Annotated in this window: 14 protein-coding genes; 10 read left to right on the top strand and 4 right to left on the bottom strand. The window is 68.7% G+C overall.

Going from position 1 to position 21778, the window contains the following annotated elements; genetic code table 11:
• Positions 1 to 20 precede the first annotated feature (20 nt).
• Positions 21 to 2408 (bottom strand): SpoIIE family protein phosphatase, encoded by a 2388-nt coding sequence (locus OHB49_RS40690; RefSeq protein WP_329165990.1) that lies wholly within the window; start codon positions 2406 to 2408, stop codon positions 21 to 23.
• A gap of 589 nt (positions 2409 to 2997) precedes the next feature.
• Between OHB49_RS40690 and OHB49_RS40695 the strand changes: the two genes are divergently transcribed.
• The 4 genes from OHB49_RS40695 (at position 2998) to OHB49_RS40710 (ending at position 7177) form a co-directional block, all read left to right on the top strand.
• Positions 2998 to 5085, top strand: a complete 2088-nt coding sequence (locus OHB49_RS40695; protein ID WP_329165991.1) for a SpoIIE family protein phosphatase — start codon at positions 2998 to 3000, stop codon at positions 5083 to 5085.
• A 170-nt stretch (positions 5086 to 5255) separates the two neighbouring features.
• Positions 5256 to 6053: a VanZ family protein gene (locus tag OHB49_RS40700; RefSeq protein WP_329165992.1), complete on the top strand. Its 798-nt coding sequence runs from the start codon at positions 5256 to 5258 to the stop codon at positions 6051 to 6053.
• 245 nt (positions 6054 to 6298) lie between these two features.
• Entirely contained in the window at positions 6299 to 6760 is a 462-nt protein-coding gene (locus tag OHB49_RS40705) for an ATP-binding protein (protein WP_329165994.1), read from the top strand.
• A 156-nt stretch (positions 6761 to 6916) separates the two neighbouring features.
• On the top strand, positions 6917 to 7177 hold the full coding sequence (locus OHB49_RS40710; protein WP_030979981.1) for a hypothetical protein: 261 nt from the start codon (positions 6917 to 6919) through the stop codon (positions 7175 to 7177).
• A 299-nt stretch (positions 7178 to 7476) separates the two neighbouring features.
• Here OHB49_RS40710 and OHB49_RS40715 read toward each other — a convergent pair whose 3' ends face one another.
• Together OHB49_RS40715 and OHB49_RS40720 are read right to left on the bottom strand one after the other, a co-directional pair.
• Complete coding sequence (locus OHB49_RS40715; RefSeq protein ID WP_329165995.1) at positions 7477 to 8481, bottom strand: bile acid:sodium symporter family protein; 1005 nt, start codon at positions 8479 to 8481, stop codon at positions 7477 to 7479.
• A gap of 690 nt (positions 8482 to 9171) precedes the next feature.
• Complete coding sequence (locus OHB49_RS40720; RefSeq protein WP_329165997.1) at positions 9172 to 9651, bottom strand: winged helix-turn-helix transcriptional regulator; 480 nt, start codon at positions 9649 to 9651, stop codon at positions 9172 to 9174.
• A gap of 94 nt (positions 9652 to 9745) precedes the next feature.
• Here OHB49_RS40720 and OHB49_RS40725 point away from each other — a divergent pair, with 94 nt between their 5' ends.
• A complete protein-coding gene (locus tag OHB49_RS40725) occupies positions 9746 to 10039 on the top strand; it encodes a hypothetical protein (protein ID WP_329165998.1) in 294 nt (97 codons plus the stop codon).
• Positions 10040 to 10310: 271 nt separating this feature from the next.
• Entirely contained in the window at positions 10311 to 11480 is a 1170-nt protein-coding gene (locus OHB49_RS40730) for a thiolase family protein (RefSeq protein ID WP_329166000.1), read from the top strand.
• A 387-nt stretch (positions 11481 to 11867) separates the two neighbouring features.
• On the opposite strand, the gene OHB49_RS40735 is transcribed toward OHB49_RS40730, so the two are convergent.
• A complete protein-coding gene (locus OHB49_RS40735; RefSeq protein ID WP_329166002.1) occupies positions 11868 to 12746 on the bottom strand; it encodes an isocitrate lyase/PEP mutase family protein in 879 nt (292 codons plus the stop codon).
• A gap of 751 nt (positions 12747 to 13497) precedes the next feature.
• Here OHB49_RS40735 and OHB49_RS40740 point away from each other — a divergent pair.
• The 4 genes from OHB49_RS40740 (at position 13498) to OHB49_RS40755 (ending at position 21714) form a co-directional block, all read left to right on the top strand.
• Entirely contained in the window at positions 13498 to 14400 is a 903-nt protein-coding gene (locus OHB49_RS40740) for a phosphotransferase family protein (protein ID WP_329166003.1), read from the top strand.
• Between the two features lie 516 nt (positions 14401 to 14916).
• Complete coding sequence (locus tag OHB49_RS40745; protein ID WP_329166004.1) at positions 14917 to 15258, top strand: DUF6299 family protein; 342 nt, start codon at positions 14917 to 14919, stop codon at positions 15256 to 15258.
• A gap of 2742 nt (positions 15259 to 18000) precedes the next feature.
• Positions 18001 to 20061 carry a phosphocholine-specific phospholipase C gene (locus OHB49_RS40750; RefSeq protein WP_329166005.1) on the top strand — a complete coding sequence of 687 codons (2061 nt, stop codon included), beginning with the start codon at positions 18001 to 18003 and terminating at the stop codon, positions 20059 to 20061.
• A 663-nt stretch (positions 20062 to 20724) separates the two neighbouring features.
• Positions 20725 to 21714 carry a LacI family DNA-binding transcriptional regulator gene (locus OHB49_RS40755; RefSeq protein WP_329166006.1) on the top strand — a complete coding sequence of 330 codons (990 nt, stop codon included), beginning with the start codon at positions 20725 to 20727 and terminating at the stop codon, positions 21712 to 21714.
• Positions 21715 to 21778: the final 64 nt, after the last annotated feature.

A 21778-nucleotide genomic window follows, 5' to 3' on the forward strand; every position in this document is an offset into this window, starting at 1 on the left:
CCCCCACGTAGCGCGTGCCCCTACTCGGGAAGGGGCTGCTCGGTCCAGATGGTCTTGCCTGTGCAGGTATGCCGCATTCCCCAGCGCTCGGTGAGCTGGGCGACCAGCATGAGGCCCCGTCCGCCCTCGTCAAAGATGCGGGCACGGCGCAGGTGGGGTGCGGTGCTGCTGGCGTCGGAGACCTCGCAGATCAGTGTCCTTTCTTTGATCAGCCGCAGCTGAACGGGTGCGGAAGCGTAGCGGATCGCGTTGGTCACCAGCTCGCTGACCACGAGTTCGGTGACGTAGGCCAGATCGTCCAGTCCCCAGGCGTGTAGTTGGGCGGTCGCCTTGGAACGCGCCTCGGCCACAAAGGCCGGATCGGCGGGAAGATCCCAGACGGCGACGTGCCCGTTGTCCAGGGCGCGGGTACGGGCGATGAGCAGCGCGACATCATCGGCGGGCCGCTCGCCGAGCAGAGTGTCGAGCACGCGGTCGCAGGTGGTCTCCAACGACGGAGCCGTGTCGGCGAGGGCCGTGCGCAGCGCGTGCAGGCCGGTGTTGACATCGCGATGCTGGGCCTCGACAAGGCCGTCGGTGTACAGGGCCAGGAGGCTGCCTTCGGGCAGTTCGCGTTCAACCGCCTCGAACGGCAGTCCGCCAAGGCCGAGCGGTGGCCCGGTGGGCAGTTCGAGGAAGTCCACCGTGCCGTCAGGGGTCGCCAGAGCGGGCCATAGGTGGCCTGCGCTGGCGAGCGAGCACTTGCGGGAGATGGGGTCGTACACCGCGTACAGACAGGTGGCTCCGAATTCTCCGAAGGGTGCCCCGGTTCCGGCCTCGGGCCCGGACTTGAGCCGGACGACCAGGTCGTCCAGATGCGCGAGCAGTTCGTCCGGGGCCAGATCGACGTCGGCGAGGGCGCGTACCGCGGTGCGAAGGCGCCCCATCGCGGCAGAGGCGTGGATCCCGTGGCCGACCACATCGCCGACAACCAGGGCGACGCGGGCGCCGGAGAGCGGGATCACGTCGAACCAGTCACCGCCGACACCGATTTTCGAGTCTGCGGGCAGGTAGCGGCTGGCTACGTCGACAGCGACCTGCTCGGCGATCCCCTGAGGCAGAAGGCTGTGCTGGAGGGCCAGTGTTGTCGCGTGTTCGCGCGTGTAGCGGCGCGCGTTGTCGAGGCAGACCGCGGCGCGCGCCGCAAGCTCCTTGGCGATCTGCAGGTCTGCCTGCTCGTACGGCGCGGCGGACGGATCCAGACGGGCGAAGAACACGACGCCGAGGTTGGTGCCGCGGCCGCGTAGCGGCACCGACATCATCGAGTGCGCGTGGTGCCGACCCATCCAGGCGGACCGGACCGGGTCGTTGGCCAGCCAGCGGGTGATCTCGGGCTCGCCGACCTGGTGCACGGTGCCGCGACCGGTGGCCAGGCTGCGAGCAATCGGCGAGAACTCCGGGTAGCGGGACAACTCGCCGACCGCGACGACAGCCTTTACACCGGGGCGGGTCGCCACGCGCCGCAGCACCAGCGGACCGTCGTCGGGAACCGGTGGGGGCTCGTCGCCGCGCAGCACGGCGTCGAGAAGATCGACCGAGACGAAGTCCGCGAGGTCGGGGACGGCTACGTCGGCCAGTTCCTGCGCGGTGCGAGCGACGTCCAGGCTGCTGCCGATACGCTTGCTGGCCTCATCGAGCAGCGCAAGGCGTTCGCGGGCCGCGTACTGCTCGGAGAAGTCGAGCGCTGCCTGCTGCACGCCGTGCACCAGGCCGAGGGAGTCCTTGAGCGGGGTGAAGTGGATGGTCCAGGCATGGGCTTGGGACTCTCCTGGCACCTTGACGTAGTTCTCGATGTGTTCGGGCTCCCCGGTACGCAACACGTGGTCGACGGACCGTTCAGGGGCCCGGAAGGCCGGATCGGGCATGTGCTCGGTGATCCGGAGCCCGCGAAGATCCTGCTCCGTGGCGGCGAGCTGCTTGGTCATGTGCTCATTGACCCGCAGGAACCGGCCCTCGGTGTCGTAGATCGCCAGGGCGAACGGGGACTGGTCGAACGACCAGCGGATCAGAGGGTCCATGTCGCGGTTCTCCTCCCGCTCCCGAACGCCCTCCAGCAGCCATCCGGCTCGCCCGTCACCCGTGGGCAGCGGACGCGCCCGCAGTCGGCATTCGACCGCGCTGCCGTCCCGGTGGCGCAGTACCACGTGTCCCGTCCAATCCTCCTGCCGATCGAAACGCCCACGGACACCAGCGGGGAGGGGCGAAACAAGCAGCGCCGCCGCGAGCCGGCCGACGGCCTCACCGGCGGAGTACCCGAGCAACTGTTCCGCACCGGTGCTCCAGCCGGTCAGCGTTCCGTCCGCAGCCGCCACGGCCAGAGCCGCGGCGGAGGTGAGGGAGTCACCTGGCATGCTTGCCGGTGTGTCCATGGGCCGATCATCTCGCCTTCGAGTCCACTGGTGATTCAAGGATCTCTCGGTCCTGCCGCCAGATCGCGTCAAGCGGGATCGCACGTGCTGGACGCAGTGAATCGGACTCCGGGGGAACCAGCGAGACACGCCACAGTGACGGTCCGTAACGGTTGTCGGCGATCGACTGCCGGCACCGCGCCGATCATCGGGGGATCTGATCCGGTGGTGCCGCGCCTGCTCCGCAGAGTGAGGCGGGACAGCGGTCGAGTGCCGTCCGCCGGACGTGTCGAGCTTCCACCACCCGTGGGGGAGCCCCGCCGGAGGCTCCTGAGGGCCCCGCCCGGCCGTGTGAGACCACGGTTCCCACCGCCTTCGTGCCCCGGCTGGGGTCTGCTCGCCCTTCGACCTGGACGGATGGCTGCCACCCGCCCACACCCCGGCCTCCAGCCGGAGGATGCCTCATGCTGATCCTTTGCGCCTTCCTCCATCCGCCAGGGCCTCAGGCTGTGGTCAGTAGCGCCGGGAGAGAGGATGGAAGACGATGAGAGGCCTGGTGAGGGGGCCACGGAGTCGGGCACGGCGATGAATTTGGGAGAAGAGGTGCCTCATGGGTGCCACCGGTGCGTTCCCGGAGGGACCTGCCTCGGTGGGGGTCGCCCCGGCCGAGCCGGGTGGGCTGCTGGACGTGCTGGGTGTGGCCGCGGTGGTGCTGGACAGCGCGGGACGGATCGCGTTGTGGAGTCCGCAGGCCGAGGAGCTGTTCGGCTGGACCGCCGACCAGGCGCTGGGCCGGTTCGCGGCCCCCCTGCTGGTGTCCCCGGAGCACTTCGACCTCGTCCTGCACCTGTTCGCGCAGGTGATGAGCAGTGGTGAAACCTGGGCCGGCGTGTTTCCCGTGCGGCACAAGGACGGCAGTACGCGGCTGGTGGAGTTCCGGAACATGCGGCTGCTGGGCGAGCACGGACAGCCATACGCCCTGGGTATCGCCACCGATCAGGCCACTTTGCGAGAGGTGGAACGGGATCTGGCGCTGTCGGTGCAGCTGGTGGCCCAGTCCCCGATCGGCCTGGCCGTCCTGGACAGCAACCTGCGGTACGTGATGGTCAATCCGGCGCTGGAGGGCCTCAACGGTCTGCCTGCCGCCCAGCACATCGGCCGTGATGTCCACCAGGTCCTGCGGTTCCTGGACGATACCGGGGCCGTCGCGTCGATGATGCGGCAGGTTCTGGACACCGGCAGACCGCTGATCAACCACTTCATCGTTGGCCGGTCACCGACCGACCCGGGCGATGAAATAGCCCGGTCGGTGTCGTACTACCGGCTCGAGAATCCGGCCGGGCGGGTGCTGGGTGTGGCGGCATCGGTGGTGGACAGTACCGAGCAGCACCGCGCCGGCTTGGAGGCGGCCGCTGCCCGCAAGCGGCTGGCGACCATTGCCCGGGCCTCGGCGATGGTGGGCACCACCTTGGATGTCGAAAAAACCGCCCGGGAGCTGGCCGACATCCTGGTGCCCGAGCTGGCCGACCTGGCCGCCGTCGACATCCTCGACGCAGTCCTCGACGACCGGCAACCGGAAACGGTGTCCCCCGGAGCGCCCGCCCTGTTCAGAGCGCTTGCAGTCACCGCCGCCTATCCCACCGACGCCGTCTACGCGGCCGACCAGACCGGGCACATCGCCACCTACGCCGCCGACCGGCTGATCACCCAGTGCGTGACCACCGGCCGCCCCGTCCTGGTGAATCAGGTGACCGATGCGGACCTGCAGCACATCGCCGCCGAGCCACGGGGAGCCGCCCTCCTGGCCCAGGCCGGCCTGCACGCCTACCTGGCCGTGCCGCTGATAGCCCGCGGGGAAGTCCTGGGCGCCCTGGACCTGTGCCGCGCCCGGAACCAACTGCCGTTCGACCCCGACGACGTCGTCCTGGCCGTTGAGCTGGCTGACCGCGCTGCGGTGCGCATCGACAACGCGCGCCTGTACCAGAACCAGCGGCGGACCGCCCTGACCCTGCAACGTCACCTCATGACCCACCAGCCGCCCCAGCCGACCGGCCTGGAGATCGCCTACCGCTACCAGCCCGCCCAGGTCTCCGCGGAGGTCGGGGGTGACTGGTTCGACGCCATCCCCGTTGCGGGCGACAAGACCGCCCTGGTCATCGGTGACGTGATGGGCAGCGGGATCAACGCTGCCGCGACCATGGGACAGCTCCGCACCGCCGTCCGCACCCTGGCCGAACTCGACCTCGACCCCGCGCAGGTCCTCCTGCACCTCGATCACATCGCCGCCGGCCTTGAGCCCGGCTTCGCCACCTGCATCTACGCCGTCTACGACCCGCACCGCATGCACTGCGTGATCGCCCTCGCCGGCCACATACCGCCCGTCCTGATCCGGCTCGGCCGACCGCCCGAACTTGTTGACCTGCCCACCGGCACTCCCCTCGGCGTCGGCGTCGCCGAGTTCGAACAGACCACCTTGCAGCTCGATACCGGCGACCAGTTGCTGCTCTATACCGACGGCCTCGTCGAAACCCGCGACCAACCCATCGACACCCGTCTGAACACCCTCCTCGACCTGCTCACCGAGCCGCAACCGACACTCGAAGCCACCTGCGACCACCTCCTGGGTGCGCTGCGCCATCCGCACGACCACGATGACGTCGCCCTCCTCATCTGCCGCGCGAACGGCCACCGACCGTGACAGCGGGGACCACTGGCATCCCACCCGTGCCTTGCCACAGGGAGACTGCGGGGTGCGGTGGATCGTCAAGCGGCCCTGCTTCGCCTGACTCCATCCCCCTTCCGGCCCGCGGGCGACATGAAAGGGCGTCGCGCAGGTGTGCTCGTGGCCGATGAGGGCAACTGTGTGCCATGGCTGCAGAGGTGGATCGTGAAGAGCGGAGACGCAGGGTGTGGGGAACCACGCTGCTGCGGTTGCTCGTCCTGGTGGCGACATTGCTGGCCCTGGCCGCCTTCTCCATCGCTTTGGCGAAGGTGACGCTCACCCCATCACCGGCATCGGAGGACCTCGTCCGGTCCAACCTCCGGCCCGGAAGGTCGTTGCGACAGTACGCCGAGGACTACACCTTCCTCGCGGCCTGCAAGCAGGCCGGCGGAAACCTCCTGCTGGGCGTCCCGTTCGGCATCCTGCTGCCGATTCTCGTGCCGCGCCGGCTTCGGATGCTGCGCATGGTCGCGCTGACGGTGACGGTGATGGTGGTGATCGAACTGGTCCAGGGCGCCCTGGTCCCCGGGCGCGCCTTCGACATCGACGACGCGATCCTGAACACGAGCGGCGCGCTGCTCGGATATCTGCTGGTGGGGCGGCGGATCAGCCATCGCTATCACCTGCTGGCGGAGGGGACGACCAGAGTGGAGGCGACTCCGGAGCCCAAGCGGAAGGTTGCGCCGAAGTCCGGACCGAAGTCCAAGACCAAGTCCAAGTCCAGGCTGACGTCCAAGCCCAGGCCCAAGCTGACGTCCAAACTGTCGTCCAAGCCCAGGCCCAAGCCGTCGTCCAGGACCAAGGCCACGCCTGTATCCAAGGCCAAGTCCAAGGCGAAACCGAAGTCCAAGTCCCGGAGCAGGGCCGCGACCGACCGTAACGCGTCCGGGCTGGTTGCCTCCGGACGCGCACTGTTCGGGCGACTTCTGACCCGTGACCGGTGACCTGTGATCCCAGTCCGGGCGCCGCACCGCATCTGCTTCGTGCCTGCACTTCGACGAGAACGAGCGCGGCCGTTCATGGCGTACGGCTCTTGGGCGACCGTGCCCGTTGCGCGTTCTTTGCTGTTGTCAGTGGCCCGCCTGCGGCCCGCACTATGGAAGTGGGCGCCTTTGCGTCTATGAGTACCTGCTTGCGGCCGAACGGCCGTGCGGCTCGTGGGTACGGGCCGGAGCGGAGGTGTGCGGCCATGTCCAGTGGAGACGTGCTCATGCGTATCGATGACGGCGGGTGGGTGATCGACTGGTCTCCTTCGGCCGGCGAGGTGTTCGGATGGTCCGCGGAGGAGGCCGTGGGCCGGTCCGTAAGTGCTCTCATGCACGAGAACGCTGCCGCTGCCCGCCGACAGCTCGAGGCCTGGAAGGTCGACGAGGACAGCACTTTCACCACCGAACTCATCGTCAGCGAGCTCGTCGGCAATGCGGTCCGCTACGGCGCCCCACCACTTCGGCTGCGTCTGATTCTGGACGGGATGCTCACATGTGAGGTCAGCGACGCTGTGAGCAGCGCACCGCACCTCAAGCACGCCCGAACCATCGACGAGACGGGACGAGGGCTGTTCATCGTCGCCACTGTCGCCGACAACTGGGGCACCCACTACGAAGCGCAGGGGAAGACGGTCTGGGCGCACCAGCTCAACGGCGCCGCATAGCGCGCATCACACTCGCAGCTCACTCGGCTGTCCGACGAGGATCGTGCCCCTTGGAACACGCCGGTGATCTGCTCAACAGGGCAAGGGCACCCGCCTCTTGAGATCCACCGTCCGAAACGTGCTGGTTGACCTGGGCCCGCTGGAAGGATTTCGGCCATGACCGACAGCGCCCCCGGCCAGAAGGCCTGCGAACTGCTCGCCCAAGCGTCCCGGCACCCGGTCGCCAGTCCCCAGCGCAACGCATTGGTGGCGGAAGCAGCCGTATGGGCACAGTTGGAGCACGCAGCCACCATGGACAAGCACGCGGCCGTAGTCGTCGATATCGAGTCCGCCCTGGCCTCACTTGCCGACTCCGTGCAGAAGCTCCGTAGCGAGGTCGGCAGTCTGACCGAACGAATGAAGCTCAGCCAGAAATGAGCGAGCGCGCCGGTGCACGCTCCATCAAGAAGTCATGGCGCTGCCGTTTCTCTGGACCGCCCGCGCGCTCTCCACGCAGACCACCCACGCCGGCGGGACCGGCCCCGGACGGGGCACCGGCCTCGTGCGCCGTCCGCCGGCTGCAGCCAATTTCGCGGCCCTCAGGCGACGTCCTGACCAGTAGCCGAACCCGAGCACGCTGGTCGGCCCGCCGGACGTCTGCTCGCGGCCTGATCAACCGGCAGGTTGCCACGACGCCGCGAAATCGGCGCCGGCACCGACCGTCCGGACATTTTCCGTCAGGCTTCCTCGGCCGTGGTTGTGGCCAGTGCGTGGCCGGCGCCCGCGGGTGCCGGCCGACTGTGCCGTGACCGGTGGGACAGCCAGGCGGCGACCAGGGCGCCCGAGATGTTGTGCCACACGGAGAACACCGCTGCCGGTAGGGCGGCCAGCGGGCTGAAGTGAGCGGTCGCCAGTGAGGCGGCGAGCCCCGAGTTCTGCATGCCGACCTCGAAAGCCATGGCGCGGCTGGCGGGTCGACCGAGTCCGGTGGCCTTGCCCACGCCGTAGCCCAGAGCGAGACCGCAGCCGTTGTGCAGCACGACGGCGATCAGCACGCTGACGGCGGCAGATTTGATCGCACTGGCACTGCCTGCCACGACGGCGGCCACGATCGCGGCGACGGCCAGCGATGACAGCCAGGGCATCAGACCCAGCACCCGGTCGACGAGTTTGCCCGCGACCAGACGCACCAGCAGGCCGCCGAGCACCGGAAGCAGCACCGTCTTGAGAATGTCCGTCATCATCGAACCGGCGTCCACCGGGAGGTACGCACCGGCCAGCAGCAGTGTGAGCGGCGGCGTCACCAGCGGGGCGAGCACGGTCGAGACAGTGGCGACGGAGACGGACAGCGCCACGTCGCCGCGGGCCAGGAAGGTCACCACGTTCGACGCCGTGCCGCTCGGCGCGCAGCCGACCAGGATCACACCGGCCGCCAACTGCGGCGGGAGCCCGAGCACATGGGCGATGAGCCAGCCGAGCCCCGGCATGATCACGTAGTGCGCGACCAGGCCGATCGCCACGGCCCACGGACGCTTGGCTACGCCTCTGAAGTCGAGTGGGGTCATCGTCAGCCCCATGCAGAACATGACAGTTCCCAGCAGGTAGGGAACAGAGCTCGTCCAGCCCGCGAACGAGCCGGGCGAGACCAGGCCGGCTGCGCCCGCCACGAGTACGAGTACGGGAAACACGGTGACGGCGCGTCGGGCTGCCTTGTCGTCGGACGCCGGTTGATCAGTGATCATCTGTTCGGTTTGCACGAGCGTGATGAGACGACGCGAGCCCGGTCCTTCGCAACCGCGTCTCGGTATCTGGTCACAGTGTCCAGGATGCGAGCGGCCGTCCTTGGGGGTGGTGTACGGGTTCGATCTGGCGGCCGGTAATTCGGATTACCCGTGATAGTTCCGTCGACGGTCCCTCAAGTTCCGGAAGAACGTCCTTACATCGCCGACCAGCAGGTTCGGCTGTTCCACGGCCGCGAAGTGCCCGCCGGGGTCGTAACTCACGCTCGCGCAGTGCCGACGCGCGGCGTCGCAGCCCGCGCGACGGACTCGGCCGACGAGGCGCGGCGTATGGCACAGACAGTGCTCGCCGACTGATGGCCTGTCAGACGACTGTGTGGCGGGGGCCGAGCCAGTGCTGGGTGCAGTGTGCGTATGAGCCGCGTCCTTCGGCGCCGACGTGTCGCTCGACCTCGTCGCGTGCCCACTCGCTTGGAAGTTCCGGTCCAGGTGGTGGTTCAGCACTGCGGTGGCGGAGTGTGGGCTGGTCGAGCAACGCCGACCACAACGCAGCGCGGAACGTCTTGCACCTGTACCGGATGGGCCCCGCGCTCATCTCGGCTGCCGGGAGGGCAGTCGTCAGGCGCGCTCGTCGCGTCAAACCCGCTGCCGCAAGGTGAGCAGGAATCTCCTGGCTTCAGCCGGGAGAGCACTTCAAGGGGCTTGCACCGGGCCGTACCGGTCCCAGCCGGGGGTCAGCTCCTCCCGGTGGACGTCCTCGCCGTGGACCTGTTCGCCGCAGGTCACGCAGACCGTATGTGTGACGAGTTCGTGGTCCCGGTGACGGATCCGGCTGGGCGGCGCGGTGACGACCCAGCGGTCGCCCCAGCCGATGAGCTCGCGGGTGATGCCGCCCAGATCGCGCCCCGCCTCCGTCAGGTAGTAGCCGCTGTAGCGTGCGTCCTCCGGCAGCGGGCGCCGTTCGAGGACGCCGCTCTCCACCAGCGCCTTCAGGCGCGCCGCCAGGCGGTCCGTGGGGGCGCCGGTGTTCCTGGCGATCTGCCGGAACCGGTGGTTGCCGAGCATGACCTCGCGGATCGCAGGCAGGGCCCATCGGTCGCCGACGATCTGTAGGGCGGCGGAGAGCGAGCAGGGGCGTCCGGCCATGTCCTGGGGATCGATACGCGTGGTCACGGCCCCAGTATGACCCCGGCAGGTTTGATTTCCAAATCACTCCGCGGTCGGCTCGCGTCTATCGGTCTGCCCCTGGGCGCTCTGGTGGCCGCCGGTGTGCACGCCCCTGTCGGTGCACCGTGCGGCGACCGGGTCGGCGCTGGTCAACTCCGTCCGTCAGATCTCGGTCACGGTCGGCGTCGCCGTCCTGGTCGCGGTGGTCGGTTTCTCCGTAGGTGCCGCCTCACGTCCCGACTTCCGGATCGTCTGGTGCGTAGCCGCCGTACGGGGCCTGTCGGCGTCGGCGGTCGGTGTGCACCTCAGCCGTGGCGGCAGCTCGGGCCGGACGGCGTTCGCTTTGCCGAAGGAGACCGAGGCGGATGCGCGGACTCTGACGGACGCCTCCTGACCGATGACTTTCCCTTCGCTCGGCGGCGGTTGGGGCCGTGCCGGCGTTCGGGTGCGACGGGTGTCAGGAGGTCGGGGCAGGAGGATACGCCGGCCGGGTTCGACGGACGGCGATGGAGCAGGGGCGCGGATCCTTCGTGGCTGTCATGACGCCCGGTCCAGGATGGTTTGATTTTCCAACTGTTGGAGTTATCCTGAGTTTGATTTTCCAACTCATCGGTAATAGCGCCGGGCGGCCCGCCCGTCGCCCCGGCGGCCAGGAGGCCCGCACCATGCGTGACGCAGTCATCGTCGAAGCCGTACGTACGCCGATAGGCAAGGGCAAGCCGAACGGCGCCCTCGCGCACGTCCACCCCGTGGAGCTCCTCGCCCACACCCTGCGCACCCTCGTCGAGCGCTCCGGCGTCGATCCCGCCCTCATCGACGACGTCATCGGCGGCACCGTCGACCAGGTCGGCGAGCAGGCCATGAACACCACTCGGTACGCCGTGCTGTCGGCGGGCTTCCCCGAGACGGTCCCGGCGACCACGGTGGACCGCCAGTGCGGTTCCTCCCAGCAGGCGGTGCACTTCGCCGCCCAGGGCGTCATCTCGGGCGCGTACGACCTGGTCGTCGCCTGTGGCGTCGAGTCGATGAGCCGGGTGCCGATGTGGTCGAACGTGCCCGCCGGCAAGGACCCCTTCGGCCCCGGAGTCGCCGAGCGCTACCCCGAGGGCCTCGTCCCGCAGGGCATCAGCGCCGAACTCATCGCCGCCAAGTGGTCCATCTCGCGCGAGCGGATGGACGCCTTCGCCGTCTCCTCGCACCACAAGGCTGCCGCCGCTTGGGACGCGGGCCTGTTCGACGCCGAGACCGCGCCCCTGGAGGGCGTCACCCGCGACGAGTGCGTACGGCCCGGCAGCACCCCGGAGATCCTGGCCGGCCTCAAGCCCGCCTACTACGAGCCCGGCTTCGGTGAGCGCTTCCCGCAGATCGAGTGGAACGTCACCGCGGGCAACGCCAGCCCCGTCAACGACGGCGCCTCGGCCGTCCTGATCACCTCCAGCGAGACCGCGGCCCGCCTCGGCCTGCGCCCCCTCGCCCGCCTGCACAGCTTCGCCGTCACCGGCTCCGACCCGCTGCTGATGCTCACCGGCGTCATCCCGGCGACCGAGAAGGTGCTGCGCAGGGCGAACCTGCGGGTCGACGACATCGACCTGTTCGAGGTCAACGAGGCATTCTCCAGCGTGGTCCTGGCCTGGCAGCAGGAGACCGGTGCCGACCTCGCCAAGGTCAACGTGCACGGTGGCGCGATCGCCATCGGCCACCCCCTCGGCGCGAGCGGCACCCGCCTGACGACCACGCTGGTCCACGCGATGCGCGAGCGCGGCGCCCGTTACGCCCTGCAGACGATGTGCGAGGCGGGCGGACTCGCCAACGCCATGGTGTTGGAGGCGGTCTGACGGGTTGCCCGGGTGCGGGGACGCCCGTCCGGTGGACCGACGAGGCGCCTGTCCGGTGGATCGACGGATGGCTGTGGGGGACGGCCGGGGTGTGCGTGAGGTGGCTTCACGCGTGTGGGCGTCCGTCGGATCACGGCAGGTGCGCGTCGGGTGGATCAGGGGTCACTCGGGCATCGCGAACCTCCTGCACCACGTCCGTGACCGCACCTACCGTGAGGAACACTCCGAGGTCCGCACCGGCCACCCCTGCCCCGCACCATGGCCGGCCTGCGAAACCTCGCCATTAGCGTCTCCGCCAGAACGGCAAGACCATCCTTGCCGCCGCCCTCCGCCACACCGGCCACCTCATGCATTTCTCAAGGACCAATCACCATGTAGGACACGGTCCTACTGTTCGGACTGGTAGCGCCGCTCGAGTTCGGTGTGCTCGCCAAGACCGATCAGCGAGGTGAACTCCTCGAACTGGATCAGGTTCGCGAGTGCGCCTCGCGTGTCGCCTGCAGTCGCGAGCACCTCGAGGTAGTCCCGCATTCCCTTGGCGGCCGCGAATGCTGTCCCCACCGGGAAAATCGCGAGGGCGTATCCCATGTCCTGGAGGACGCCGACACCGGGAGTCGGCGTCCGGCCGCCTTCGATCTGGTTGCTGAGAAGGGGGACGGTGCCGCGGAACGCCTCGCAGATCCGCCGCATCTCCTCCTCGCTCTCGGGGGATTCGATGAACAGCATGTCGGCGCCGGCTTCGTGGTAAGCGGCGCCCCGATCGATCGCCTCGTCGAGTCCGTGTGCCGTCCGCGCGTCGGTGCGGGCAATGATGACGAAGTCGGGGTCCTGCCGCGCGTCGACCGCTGCCTTGATCTTCTGGACCATTTCGTGGACGGGGACGACCTCGCGTCCCAGCATGTGCCCGCAGCGCTTCGGGAAGGTCTGGTCCTCGATGTGCATCGCCGCGGCGCCGGCCCGTTCGTAGGCGATGACCGCGCGGCGGACGTTGAGCGGGTTGCCGAAGCCGGTGTCGGCGTCGGCGATCAGCGGCAGGTCCACCACATCGGCCATGGCCGTGACTCGTTCCACCATCTGTGTGTGCGACAGATAACCCACGTCGGGCTGCCCCAGGATGCTGGCAGCCGTCTCGAATCCGCTGAGGTAGAACGCCTGGAAGCCGAGCTGCTCCACCAGCCGGGCCCCGGTTCCGTCATAGGTTCCAGGAGCCACCAGGATTTTCGGGTCGTTGAGCAGTTGCCGCAGGCGGGTCGTGTGTCTGGGCATGGCCGTCCTCCTGCGCTGAATGGGGGTGGGCGCCGACCGCGGTCGCCGCGGCCCCGGCGCCGTAATGGCCCGTATGCCGTTCGTGCCCCTCGGGACGACCACGACGTCCGACTGTCGACGGCACGGGTTATCCGTTGGTACTCCGGACTCCGGGATCCGCCGGCACCAGCACGGCCCTACCTCGGATAATAGGCACAAACAAGGACGAAGTGCCCTAGTGGATGCGGATGCGGCGGGGCATCCGCCGGTCCGACGCGCTCACCTCTTTCTCACGGCCTGGACCACCCGGGCCGCGCACGGGTGAGCGGTCGCGCCCCAGGATCCGGATCCGGCGGTTGGCATGCGAGGAGCCGCACGCGATCGGTTCAGGTAGGAGGGGGCAGGCCCGAACCACGCTGGAACATGCTCGGGCGGCGCCGCAGCTGACCGGCACCGGCTTTGTTCACGTCGGGCGTTTCTGGCTCAAGTTCCGTGGGGCGACTACCTGATCGGTGACCTCTGCTATTTCCACGACAAGTACCGCCGTCTCGTCCGGGCGCTCGGTGTGAAGCCTGTGATCGCCCGTCGCAAGAACTCCGGGCGGGCGTCGGTGCTGGCTACGGTCCGCCTCGTGCCGGTGGAGTTTCTGACTGAGCAGCACGGCAATCGCCTCCCATGAAGGCTTTTGCACGTGCCGCCGTCCGGATGATGAGGTGGCACGGTGACCAACCACGATGAGGTGGCGGCTGTCCGACCGTTGACCCTGGTTTGGGTGAGCCGGCACCTGGAGGTCGGCGAACGGATCGTCAGAACCGAGGCGCTGCACGGCGGCATCACTGCCGAAATGCGGAGGCTGACCATCGGCACGCGGGACGGAGGCACCCGTGACCTGGTGCTGCGGACCTTCGTCGACGTGGAGCCCGCCGAGGACTCGCTGAACAGGGAGGCCGGCGCCCTGACCCTGCTCCCGGGGACCGGCGTGCCGTCTCCTGGACTGGTCGCGGTTGATCCGACCGCCGCGCATTGCGAGTATCCGTCGCTCCTCATGACACATCTGGCGGGCCGGACGGTCCTGGACGATGAGGGATTGGAAACGCGCGTCGCTCTGCTGGCCCGTCAACTCGTAGCGATCCACGCGTTGCGACCCGCCGAGCGGCCTCGGGAGTATGTGGCGTTGACGACCGCCGACACCGTCGTGACTCCGCAGGGCGCCGACGCGGCGGCATGGGCCGCGGCGATCGACGTGATCCGCAAGCCCGCGCCGCCGTATGAAGGGCGATTCCTGCACCGGGACTTCCACCCCGGCAACGTGCTGTTCGACGTGCCGCCCTCAAGGCCGGCAGGAGCCCGCATCACCGGCGTCGTCGACTGGGCGGCTACCTCCTGGGGCCCGGCGGATCTCGATGTGGCGCACTGCTCCACCAATCTCGCGCTGCTGCACGGCCCGGCGTGGGGTCTGCGGTTCGCTGAGGCGTATGAGGAGGCCGGCGGGGTGCTGGCCACGGCCGCGAGCGAGCGGCTGTACTGGCGGGTGCGGGACGGGCTGGCGTTCTCGGAAGAAGTGCAGTCGGTGTCGCAGCCATGGCGGGAGGCAGGGAGGACAGAGCTGACGACGCGAGCCGTGGAGGAGCGGCTGGATGCCTATGTCACCGCCCTGATGGACGCGCTGGGCTGAGCCAAGGCGATCCGGGGCGCGGCGCCGGCCTCATCGGCCACCGCTCAACCAAGTGGGGAATCGAGCAGACCCTGGGGAATTTTCGGGGATCCCCATCAACAGCCTCCCTTGACTTGGTGCAGAGAAGGCGCAAGCAACGCCACGCCGACACCGTGGAGGCCCCCCGGGGTTCCATCCGTACGCTTGTGGGACCGCCGGAGAGCGCGCGGCTCAACTGGCTTGTGGCACGCGGTCGCTCGCCGCTCGGTGCGGGCACGGGGCGGCTTCACCCAGGCGCAGCCGCCCATGCCGGCCCTGGTCCCGCGCAGCTACGGCCAGGTGGCGTAAAGCGCGCCGCAACTGCTCTGGTCGTCGTTTCCGCCCCCGAGGCATCTCGTTGATCTGCGGGAAGATTCTTACGATCAAGGAGATCAGCAAGTGCGAGGAAGTCTTGTCGCCGCCGCCGGTGTCGTGGCTATCGGCGGCGCTCTTCTGACAGCAGCCACGGGTCCGGTCGGTGCCGCTGATGTTCAAGCAGTGTCCGCCGCCCCGACCGGGACGGTATCCACGGACGGGACTGTCACCCTCTCCGGCACCTATCGCTGCTCGCCGTTGTCGGATCCCGGGCCGGTCTTCGTGTCTTCCACGGTGGGGGCCGGCGAGAGGCGGCACGGCATCGGCGGCACGGCAGCAACATGCGACGGCGTCGAACGCACGTGGGTGAACCAGGACAAGCCCGTGCACGGAGCCCTGATGGCACCGGGGCCGGCCGAGGTGGAAGCGACCCTTGTGCACCTGGACACGAGAAGCGGCCTGCCCATCCCAAGCATCATCGCGACCGACCGACACGAGATCGAGCTACGCCCAGCGAAGGGCTGACGGGCCCGGCCGATCGAGCGCTACGGGAAGGGGCTGCGGGAGGACGCACAGATCGCAGCCGGCGCAGAGGCCGAGACGCCGCCCGCGCTCCGTCATCGGCTGACCCGGGGACGCGCGGCCGGAACCTTGGGCGCCGGGGCGGCGGGAGCCTCAGGGGTGGATTGCTTCACGCTGGGTGCCTTCGCTATCGGCGCACGACGGGCATGCCCGGCGGATCGCCACCGTCTGCCGCCTCGGCCTGGCCGAGGCGGCTGCGCTCACCCTGGCCGACGGACCGTTTCCCGGCGGCCGGAGCTACCGCCGGGTAGCCATTGCCCCCGCACCTTCCTGCACGCTCCCAGCCCCGCCCACCTGGCGCCCGGGCTGGCGCTACACGCTGGCTCCCGACTGGCCCGCCTCAATCCGGTGAACCTATTCGGGGAGGGCGCCTAGCGGCGTGTGTCACCGTGAGGCTCCGTCCGGGCGGGCGGGGAGCGGCCCCCGTACGCTCCCCGGGCGGGGAGCGGCCCCCGTACGCTCCCCGCCGTAGACTTGTTAGGGAGCTTGAGCCTGTCAGGCGTCCAGTTCAGGTGTACCCCGCGAGATTGATCCCGTCGAGGGTGGCGGGATCGGAGTTTCCCACGGCTCCGGCCATCGCGGGCTCTCTCCAATGAGCGGAAGCCTCTGCCTCGCTCTGTGAGCGGTGGAATCCCCTCAGGAAGGACGTGGGCCAGATGAGCCACCCTGTGAGCCAGGTGCCCATCAGTGACATCACAGTGGCCGTCACTGATGTGCGCTGGATTTTTCCCGTCGGCATAGCAGTGGTCGTAGTCGTCGTTCTGCTTGGCCTCCTCTGGTGGGACGCGCGCCGTCGGTCTCGAGCACGACAGCAGGGATCACGGGCCGAGCGTTCCGCCCGAAGCCAGCGGACTTTGAGGGATGCAGATGATTTCGGGGAAGGTCTCAGCCCATATGAGATCAACCGGCCCTCTTCGCCAAGGGACGCACACAAGGATGACAACAGTGGGGCTTTTGGCAGTGGAGGACCCGGCGGCTGACGGGGCGGCGGCATCGGCGGCACTTGCTGAGATCATCGCGCCGTCAAGATCTACTTTCGACACACGTCTTGGCTGTATCGACCTGTAGCTGAGCTGCTCGGCCAGTCCGACGCTGATGCCACCGGGGCCGCGGACATAGCAGGGTCGATAGCTGTCCACAGCAGCGATTCGCCCACGCCGCCGCTGGCCCGCCCGAGCACAGGGTCGAGAGCCTGGGCCATCCCAGCAATACTTCAACGACGCACGCGCCGCCCCCTCCCCGTCTGCGCCACCTGGCCTGCCGCTGCGGTGCTCCCCGACTACGAACATCTCGACGTCGTCGCCTCTCGGGCCGAGAACCTGCACCGGACCCCCTGCCCGGCGCACCGGACCCCAAGGAGACGGTTGGCCGGCCCGGTCCCTCGACCATCCGGGACCCCCTCCGGACCGCCGCCCTCCTCACCCTCGTCGCGCAGACCCTCGATGGGCCCTGGCGCAGGACACCGCCGAGCAGCACGCTCCGCACAGCTCGCCCGCGAAGAAGACTGCGATCAGCGACAGCACTTGCTGTCGCCGCGGAGCCGTCGGCCCACCCGCGCTGTTCCACATCCGGCCAGCCACCATGGCCGGATCGACCTTGCCCGCATACCCCCGCTCCTTCTGAGCGTGGGCCACCTCGCTGCACGGACTCGACAGACCCGCTCTCCTGCTGCGCCGCGACGCCGTGATCCGCCTAGTGCAGATGGTCCGAGGCGGATCCCGCGCCGAATCGGCCCGCTACCTCGGCATCACACCCGGGGCCCGGACAGGGAGGCACGCGTCAGGTCGATCAGTTCGTCTCGAGCAACCGGGACGATGAACACCGGGAACGAGAAGGTGCTTTGAGGTCGACGGCCGGAATTAACCCACCGCTCACGGGTCCGCCCAGGGTGGCAGATCGGATCTTTCACCTACCGGCGTAGGGAAGTTGGGGTGTGACAGGTCCATCCTTGGCGGCGCGACGCTTGGTGCGCTGCCTGGCCCATCGTGCGAAGAAGGGCCGATCGATCTGATCGATATGAACGATTGGACGATCCCCTTGATTGTTCGGCGTCAAACAAGCACTATCGCTTTCGGAGCCGGACGCTCCACAGCAGATTCACGGCAGGTGTCGGGTCCGAGTCGGAGGTGCACTCACCGTTGAGGGCCGCGCCACCCTCGTTCGGGTTCGTCCGACCGACAGCCGGAGACCGAACTCATCAGCCATGGCGGCCAATTGTCGGCTGGTGATGGATGTCGCGTAGATCGGCGGAGGGAGGATGTACCACTACTGCCTGTACCAGGTCGTCGTCGGCGATGGCCGCCGCCCGGCTCGTGCACCGCTGCTGGACGTTCAGCAGAGGCCGGTGTCCCGGCCGTGCGATGGATGGCCGCAGGCTCATCGTGCTTGGTCGGGTGGCGGGGGAGGAGGAGGCCACCTCGCAGCCGCGGCGCGACGTCCATGGCGCCATCATCCAGAGCCTGGAGCGCGACTGGCCGCTGCATTTGGGGACTGTCCGGTGCTGTTGCGCGGCGGGTTGATCCCCATACTTTCCTGGCCAGTTGCGCGGGCCATCGGATAGTGACCTTCGATTCTCCGGCTGTACGGCCAGATGTCACACAAGAACCTCCGTCCGGTACCCGGGGGCCGCTGTCCTTGGGGTGCCCTCAGCTGCCCGCCACCTTCACCCGCAGAGGTCGTCACGCCATGACAGAGGTCAACCGCCGCAGGTTCCTGCAGATAGCCGGCGGCACTGCCGCAGCGACGATGCTGAACGAGAGCATTGCGCGAGCCGCCGCCGTTCAGGCCCAGGTCAGCACCGGCACGATCCAGGACATCGAACACATCGTCGTCCTCATGCAGGAGAACCGGTCCTTCGACCAGTACTTCGGGGCGATGAAGGGTGTGCGGGGCTTCGGCGACCCGCGGCCGGTTCTCCAGGACAACGGCAAGTCTGTCTTTTATCAGTCCAACGGGACGAAGGACATCCTCCCCTTCAACCCGCAGGTCAACGACCTGGGTCTGCAGTTCGTCGAGGGCCTCAACCACGACTGGGCCGGCGGCCACCAGGCGTACAACAACGGCAAGTACGACAAGTGGGTGCCGGCCAAGACCGCCACGACCATGTCGTACATGACGCGGAACAACATCCCGTTCCACTACGCCCTCGCCGACGCCTTCACCGTGTGCGACGCCTACCACTGCTCCCTCATCGGTGCCACGGACCCGAACCGCTACTACATGTGGACCGGCTACACCGGCAACGACGGCACCGGCGGCGGCCCGGTCCTGGGCAACCAGGAGGCCGGGTACGGGTGGAAGACGTACCCCGAGCGTCTGGAGGCCGCCGGAGTCTCGTGGAAGGTCTACCAGGACATCGGCGACGGCCTGAACGCCGCCGGCTCCTGGGGCTGGATCAGCGATGCCTTCCGCGGCAACTACGGCGACAACTCGCTGCTCTACTTCAACAACTACCGCAACGCCCAGCCCGGCAGCCCCCTGTACGAGAAGGCCCGCACCGGCACCGACGTCAAGGCGGGCGACGGCTACTTCGACCGCCTGCGCGCCGACGTGGCGAACGGCAAGCTGCCCCAGGTCTCGTGGATCGCCGCCCCGGAGGCCTTCAGCGAGCACCCGAACTGGCCCGTGAACTTCGGCGCTTGGTATATCTCACAGGTCCTGGACGCGCTGACCGCGAACCCGGCGGTATGGGCGAAGACGGCGCTGTTCATCACCTACGACGAGAACGACGGCTTCTTCGACCACGTGGTTCCGCCGTACCCGCCCACCTCCGCCGCGTGGGGCCTGTCCACGGCGGACGTCTCGAAGGACCTGTACACCGGTGGCGGCGGCTACGCGGCCGGACCGTACGGCCTCGGCCCACGCGTCCCGATGATCGTGGTCTCCCCGTGGAGCAAGGGCGGCTACGTCTGCTCCGAGACCTTCGACCACACCTCGGTGATCCGCTTCATGGAGAAGCGTTTCGGTGTGCAGGAGCCCAACATCTCCCCCTGGCGCCGCGCGGTCTGCGGCGACCTGACCTCGGCGTTCGACTTCAGTCGGGCGGACGCCTCCCCGGCCGCCCTCCCGTCGACGGCCGGCTACATACCGCCGGACCACAACACCCACCCGTCCTACCACCCGGTGCCGCCGTCCACGGGCACCCTGCCGAAGCAGGAGACCGGCTCCAAGCCGACCCGAGCCCTCGGCTACAGCCCGTACGTGGACGGCAAGGCCACTTTCTCCACGGGCCAGTTCACCTTGTCCTTCTCCAGCGGATCCGCTCTCGGCGCCCACTTCCACAGCACCTCGGGCAACCGCACGGATGGCCCCTGGCCCTACACGGTCGAGGCGGGCAAGACCCTCTCGGACACGTGGAGCACCAGCAGCTCCACCGGCAACCAGATCAACCTCACGGTGTGGGGCCCGAACGGCTTCCTGCGCGCCTGGAAGGGTCCGGCGAAGACGGCCGGCCCCGAGGTCACGGCCCGTCACGTCGCCTCCACCGGCAACTTGGCCCTCACCTTGACCAACCCCGGCGCCGCCGCGGTCAATCTCACCGTGACCAACGCCTACGGCGGCACGGCCCAGACCCTCAAGGTCAACCCCGGCGCCACCGTCTCCCACACGGTGAGCTCGGCCACCACGAGCCGCTGGTACGACGTCAAGGTCGTCTCCGACGCGGACAGCACCTTCCTGCGCCGCTTCGCCGGCCATGTGGAGACGGGCGCCCCGGGCGTCTCCGACCCTGCGATCAAGACCGTCTGAGCCGGTCCTCCGGGGTATGCAGCCCCCGTCGGCGGCCGCCTGCCAGCAGCACGCCGGACGCCGACGGGGGTCCGCCGGGAATCACCTCCAGAGCTTCGGTAGGCACTCGTCGGTCGGGGCGTGGCCTGACGGGGCGCCGATGCGCATCGAATCCCCCTGCAGCTCCCCGTCGGAAACCCTCGAGGACGACGACCTGGTCGCCGGCCTGGCGGTGCCGGTTTCCTTCTGGGCCTGACTCGTCGGCGGAGCAAGGACGTTACACAGAACGGGATTTGGCCCAAGCATTGACATGCTCAGGACTCGCCGCCACTCTGATGCCAGCTCGGAATGCAACCGGTTGCATCCCAGTGTCTGAGGGTCGCATGCCGGAGGGGCGAGGTATCCCCAAGCTTCGTACACCCCATCGACCCCCGGCCGAAAGGATTTCCGGTGCTACATGGCACAGAACACGGCTGACGCCAAGGCGTCCGCGGAAGCAGGTGTGGAGTCGGAACGGTCAACTCCGCCCCTTGTTCGCTACCCATTTGTGCAACCGGTTGTAGGAAGAAGGGTGGCACCGTCGGTGCGGGCTAGTGTGTATGCCTGACGAAGAGTCGGGGTCGCCGGGATCGGGCAGAGGTCGGCCGACAGTGCTTACGGCGGGCAAGGGAAGCAACCGTGGTCATGACCATCCGTGACGTCGCCCAGGCTGCCGAGGTTCACGTCTCGACCGTCTCCCGGGCCTTTTCCGCTCCACATCTGGTGAAGCGGGAAACCCGCGAGCGGGTGCTCGCCATCGCCGCGGAACTGGGCTACCGGCCCAACGAGACCGCACGCGCCCTGACCACGGGCCGCACACGGAATCTGGGACTGATCGTCTCCGATATCGCCAACCCCTTCTTCCCACCGCTCATCAAGGCCGCTCAGGCCTACGCGCGGGTCCGCGGGTACCAGGTCTTCGTCGCCGACACCGACGAGGACGCGGCCGTCGAGGAGGAATTGATCCAGACCCTGGCCCGCCAGGTGGACGGTGTGATCCTGGTCAGCCCCCGGCTGGCCAACGACGTCATCGGCCGTCTGGGCGGAGAGCTGCCTTTCGTCCTGGTCAACCGCTCCGTGTCGGGGCTCTCGGCCGTACTCATGGACGTGGCGAACGGTGCGGCCCTCGCGGTGGATCACCTCGCCGGACTGGGTCACGAGCATCTGGCCCTGGTCGGTGGTCCCCGCGGCTCGTGGACCAGTGCGCAGATGCGACGGGCTGCCGGGAAGGCCGCCGCCGACCAGGGGGTCCGGCTGGACGTCCTCGGCCCCAATCCGCCGACGGAACACGGCGGCATCGCGGCAACGCCCGCCGTCCTGGGGATGGGCGCCACCGGGGTGATCGCCTACAACGACCTGGTCGCCATAGGGCTCATCGAAGGGCTCGACGACCGGAACGTACACGTGCCGCGGGACATCAGTGTGATCGGCGTGGACGACACCGTCGCGGGCAGGCTGAACCGCCCCCGGCTCACCACCGTCGCCATGCCCACCGCCGCGGCGGGGCGCACGGCGGTCGATCTGCTGATCCAGGCTCTGGAGACGCCCGGCGAGCCGGCCACGGCCCAGACCGTGCTGGCGACCTCCCTGGTCATCAGGGACTCCACCGCCGCCCCGGAGCAACCGGCCGGCTGATCGTTCGTCTCAACTTCTTGACGGGTCAAAGCGGGTGACGTACCGTCACCGCTGTTCACATACA

Origin of the sequence: Streptomyces sp. NBC_01717 (genome assembly GCF_036248255.1) — a bacterium.
In the GTDB taxonomy this organism is placed as follows: Bacteria; Actinomycetota; Actinomycetes; order Streptomycetales; family Streptomycetaceae; genus Streptomyces.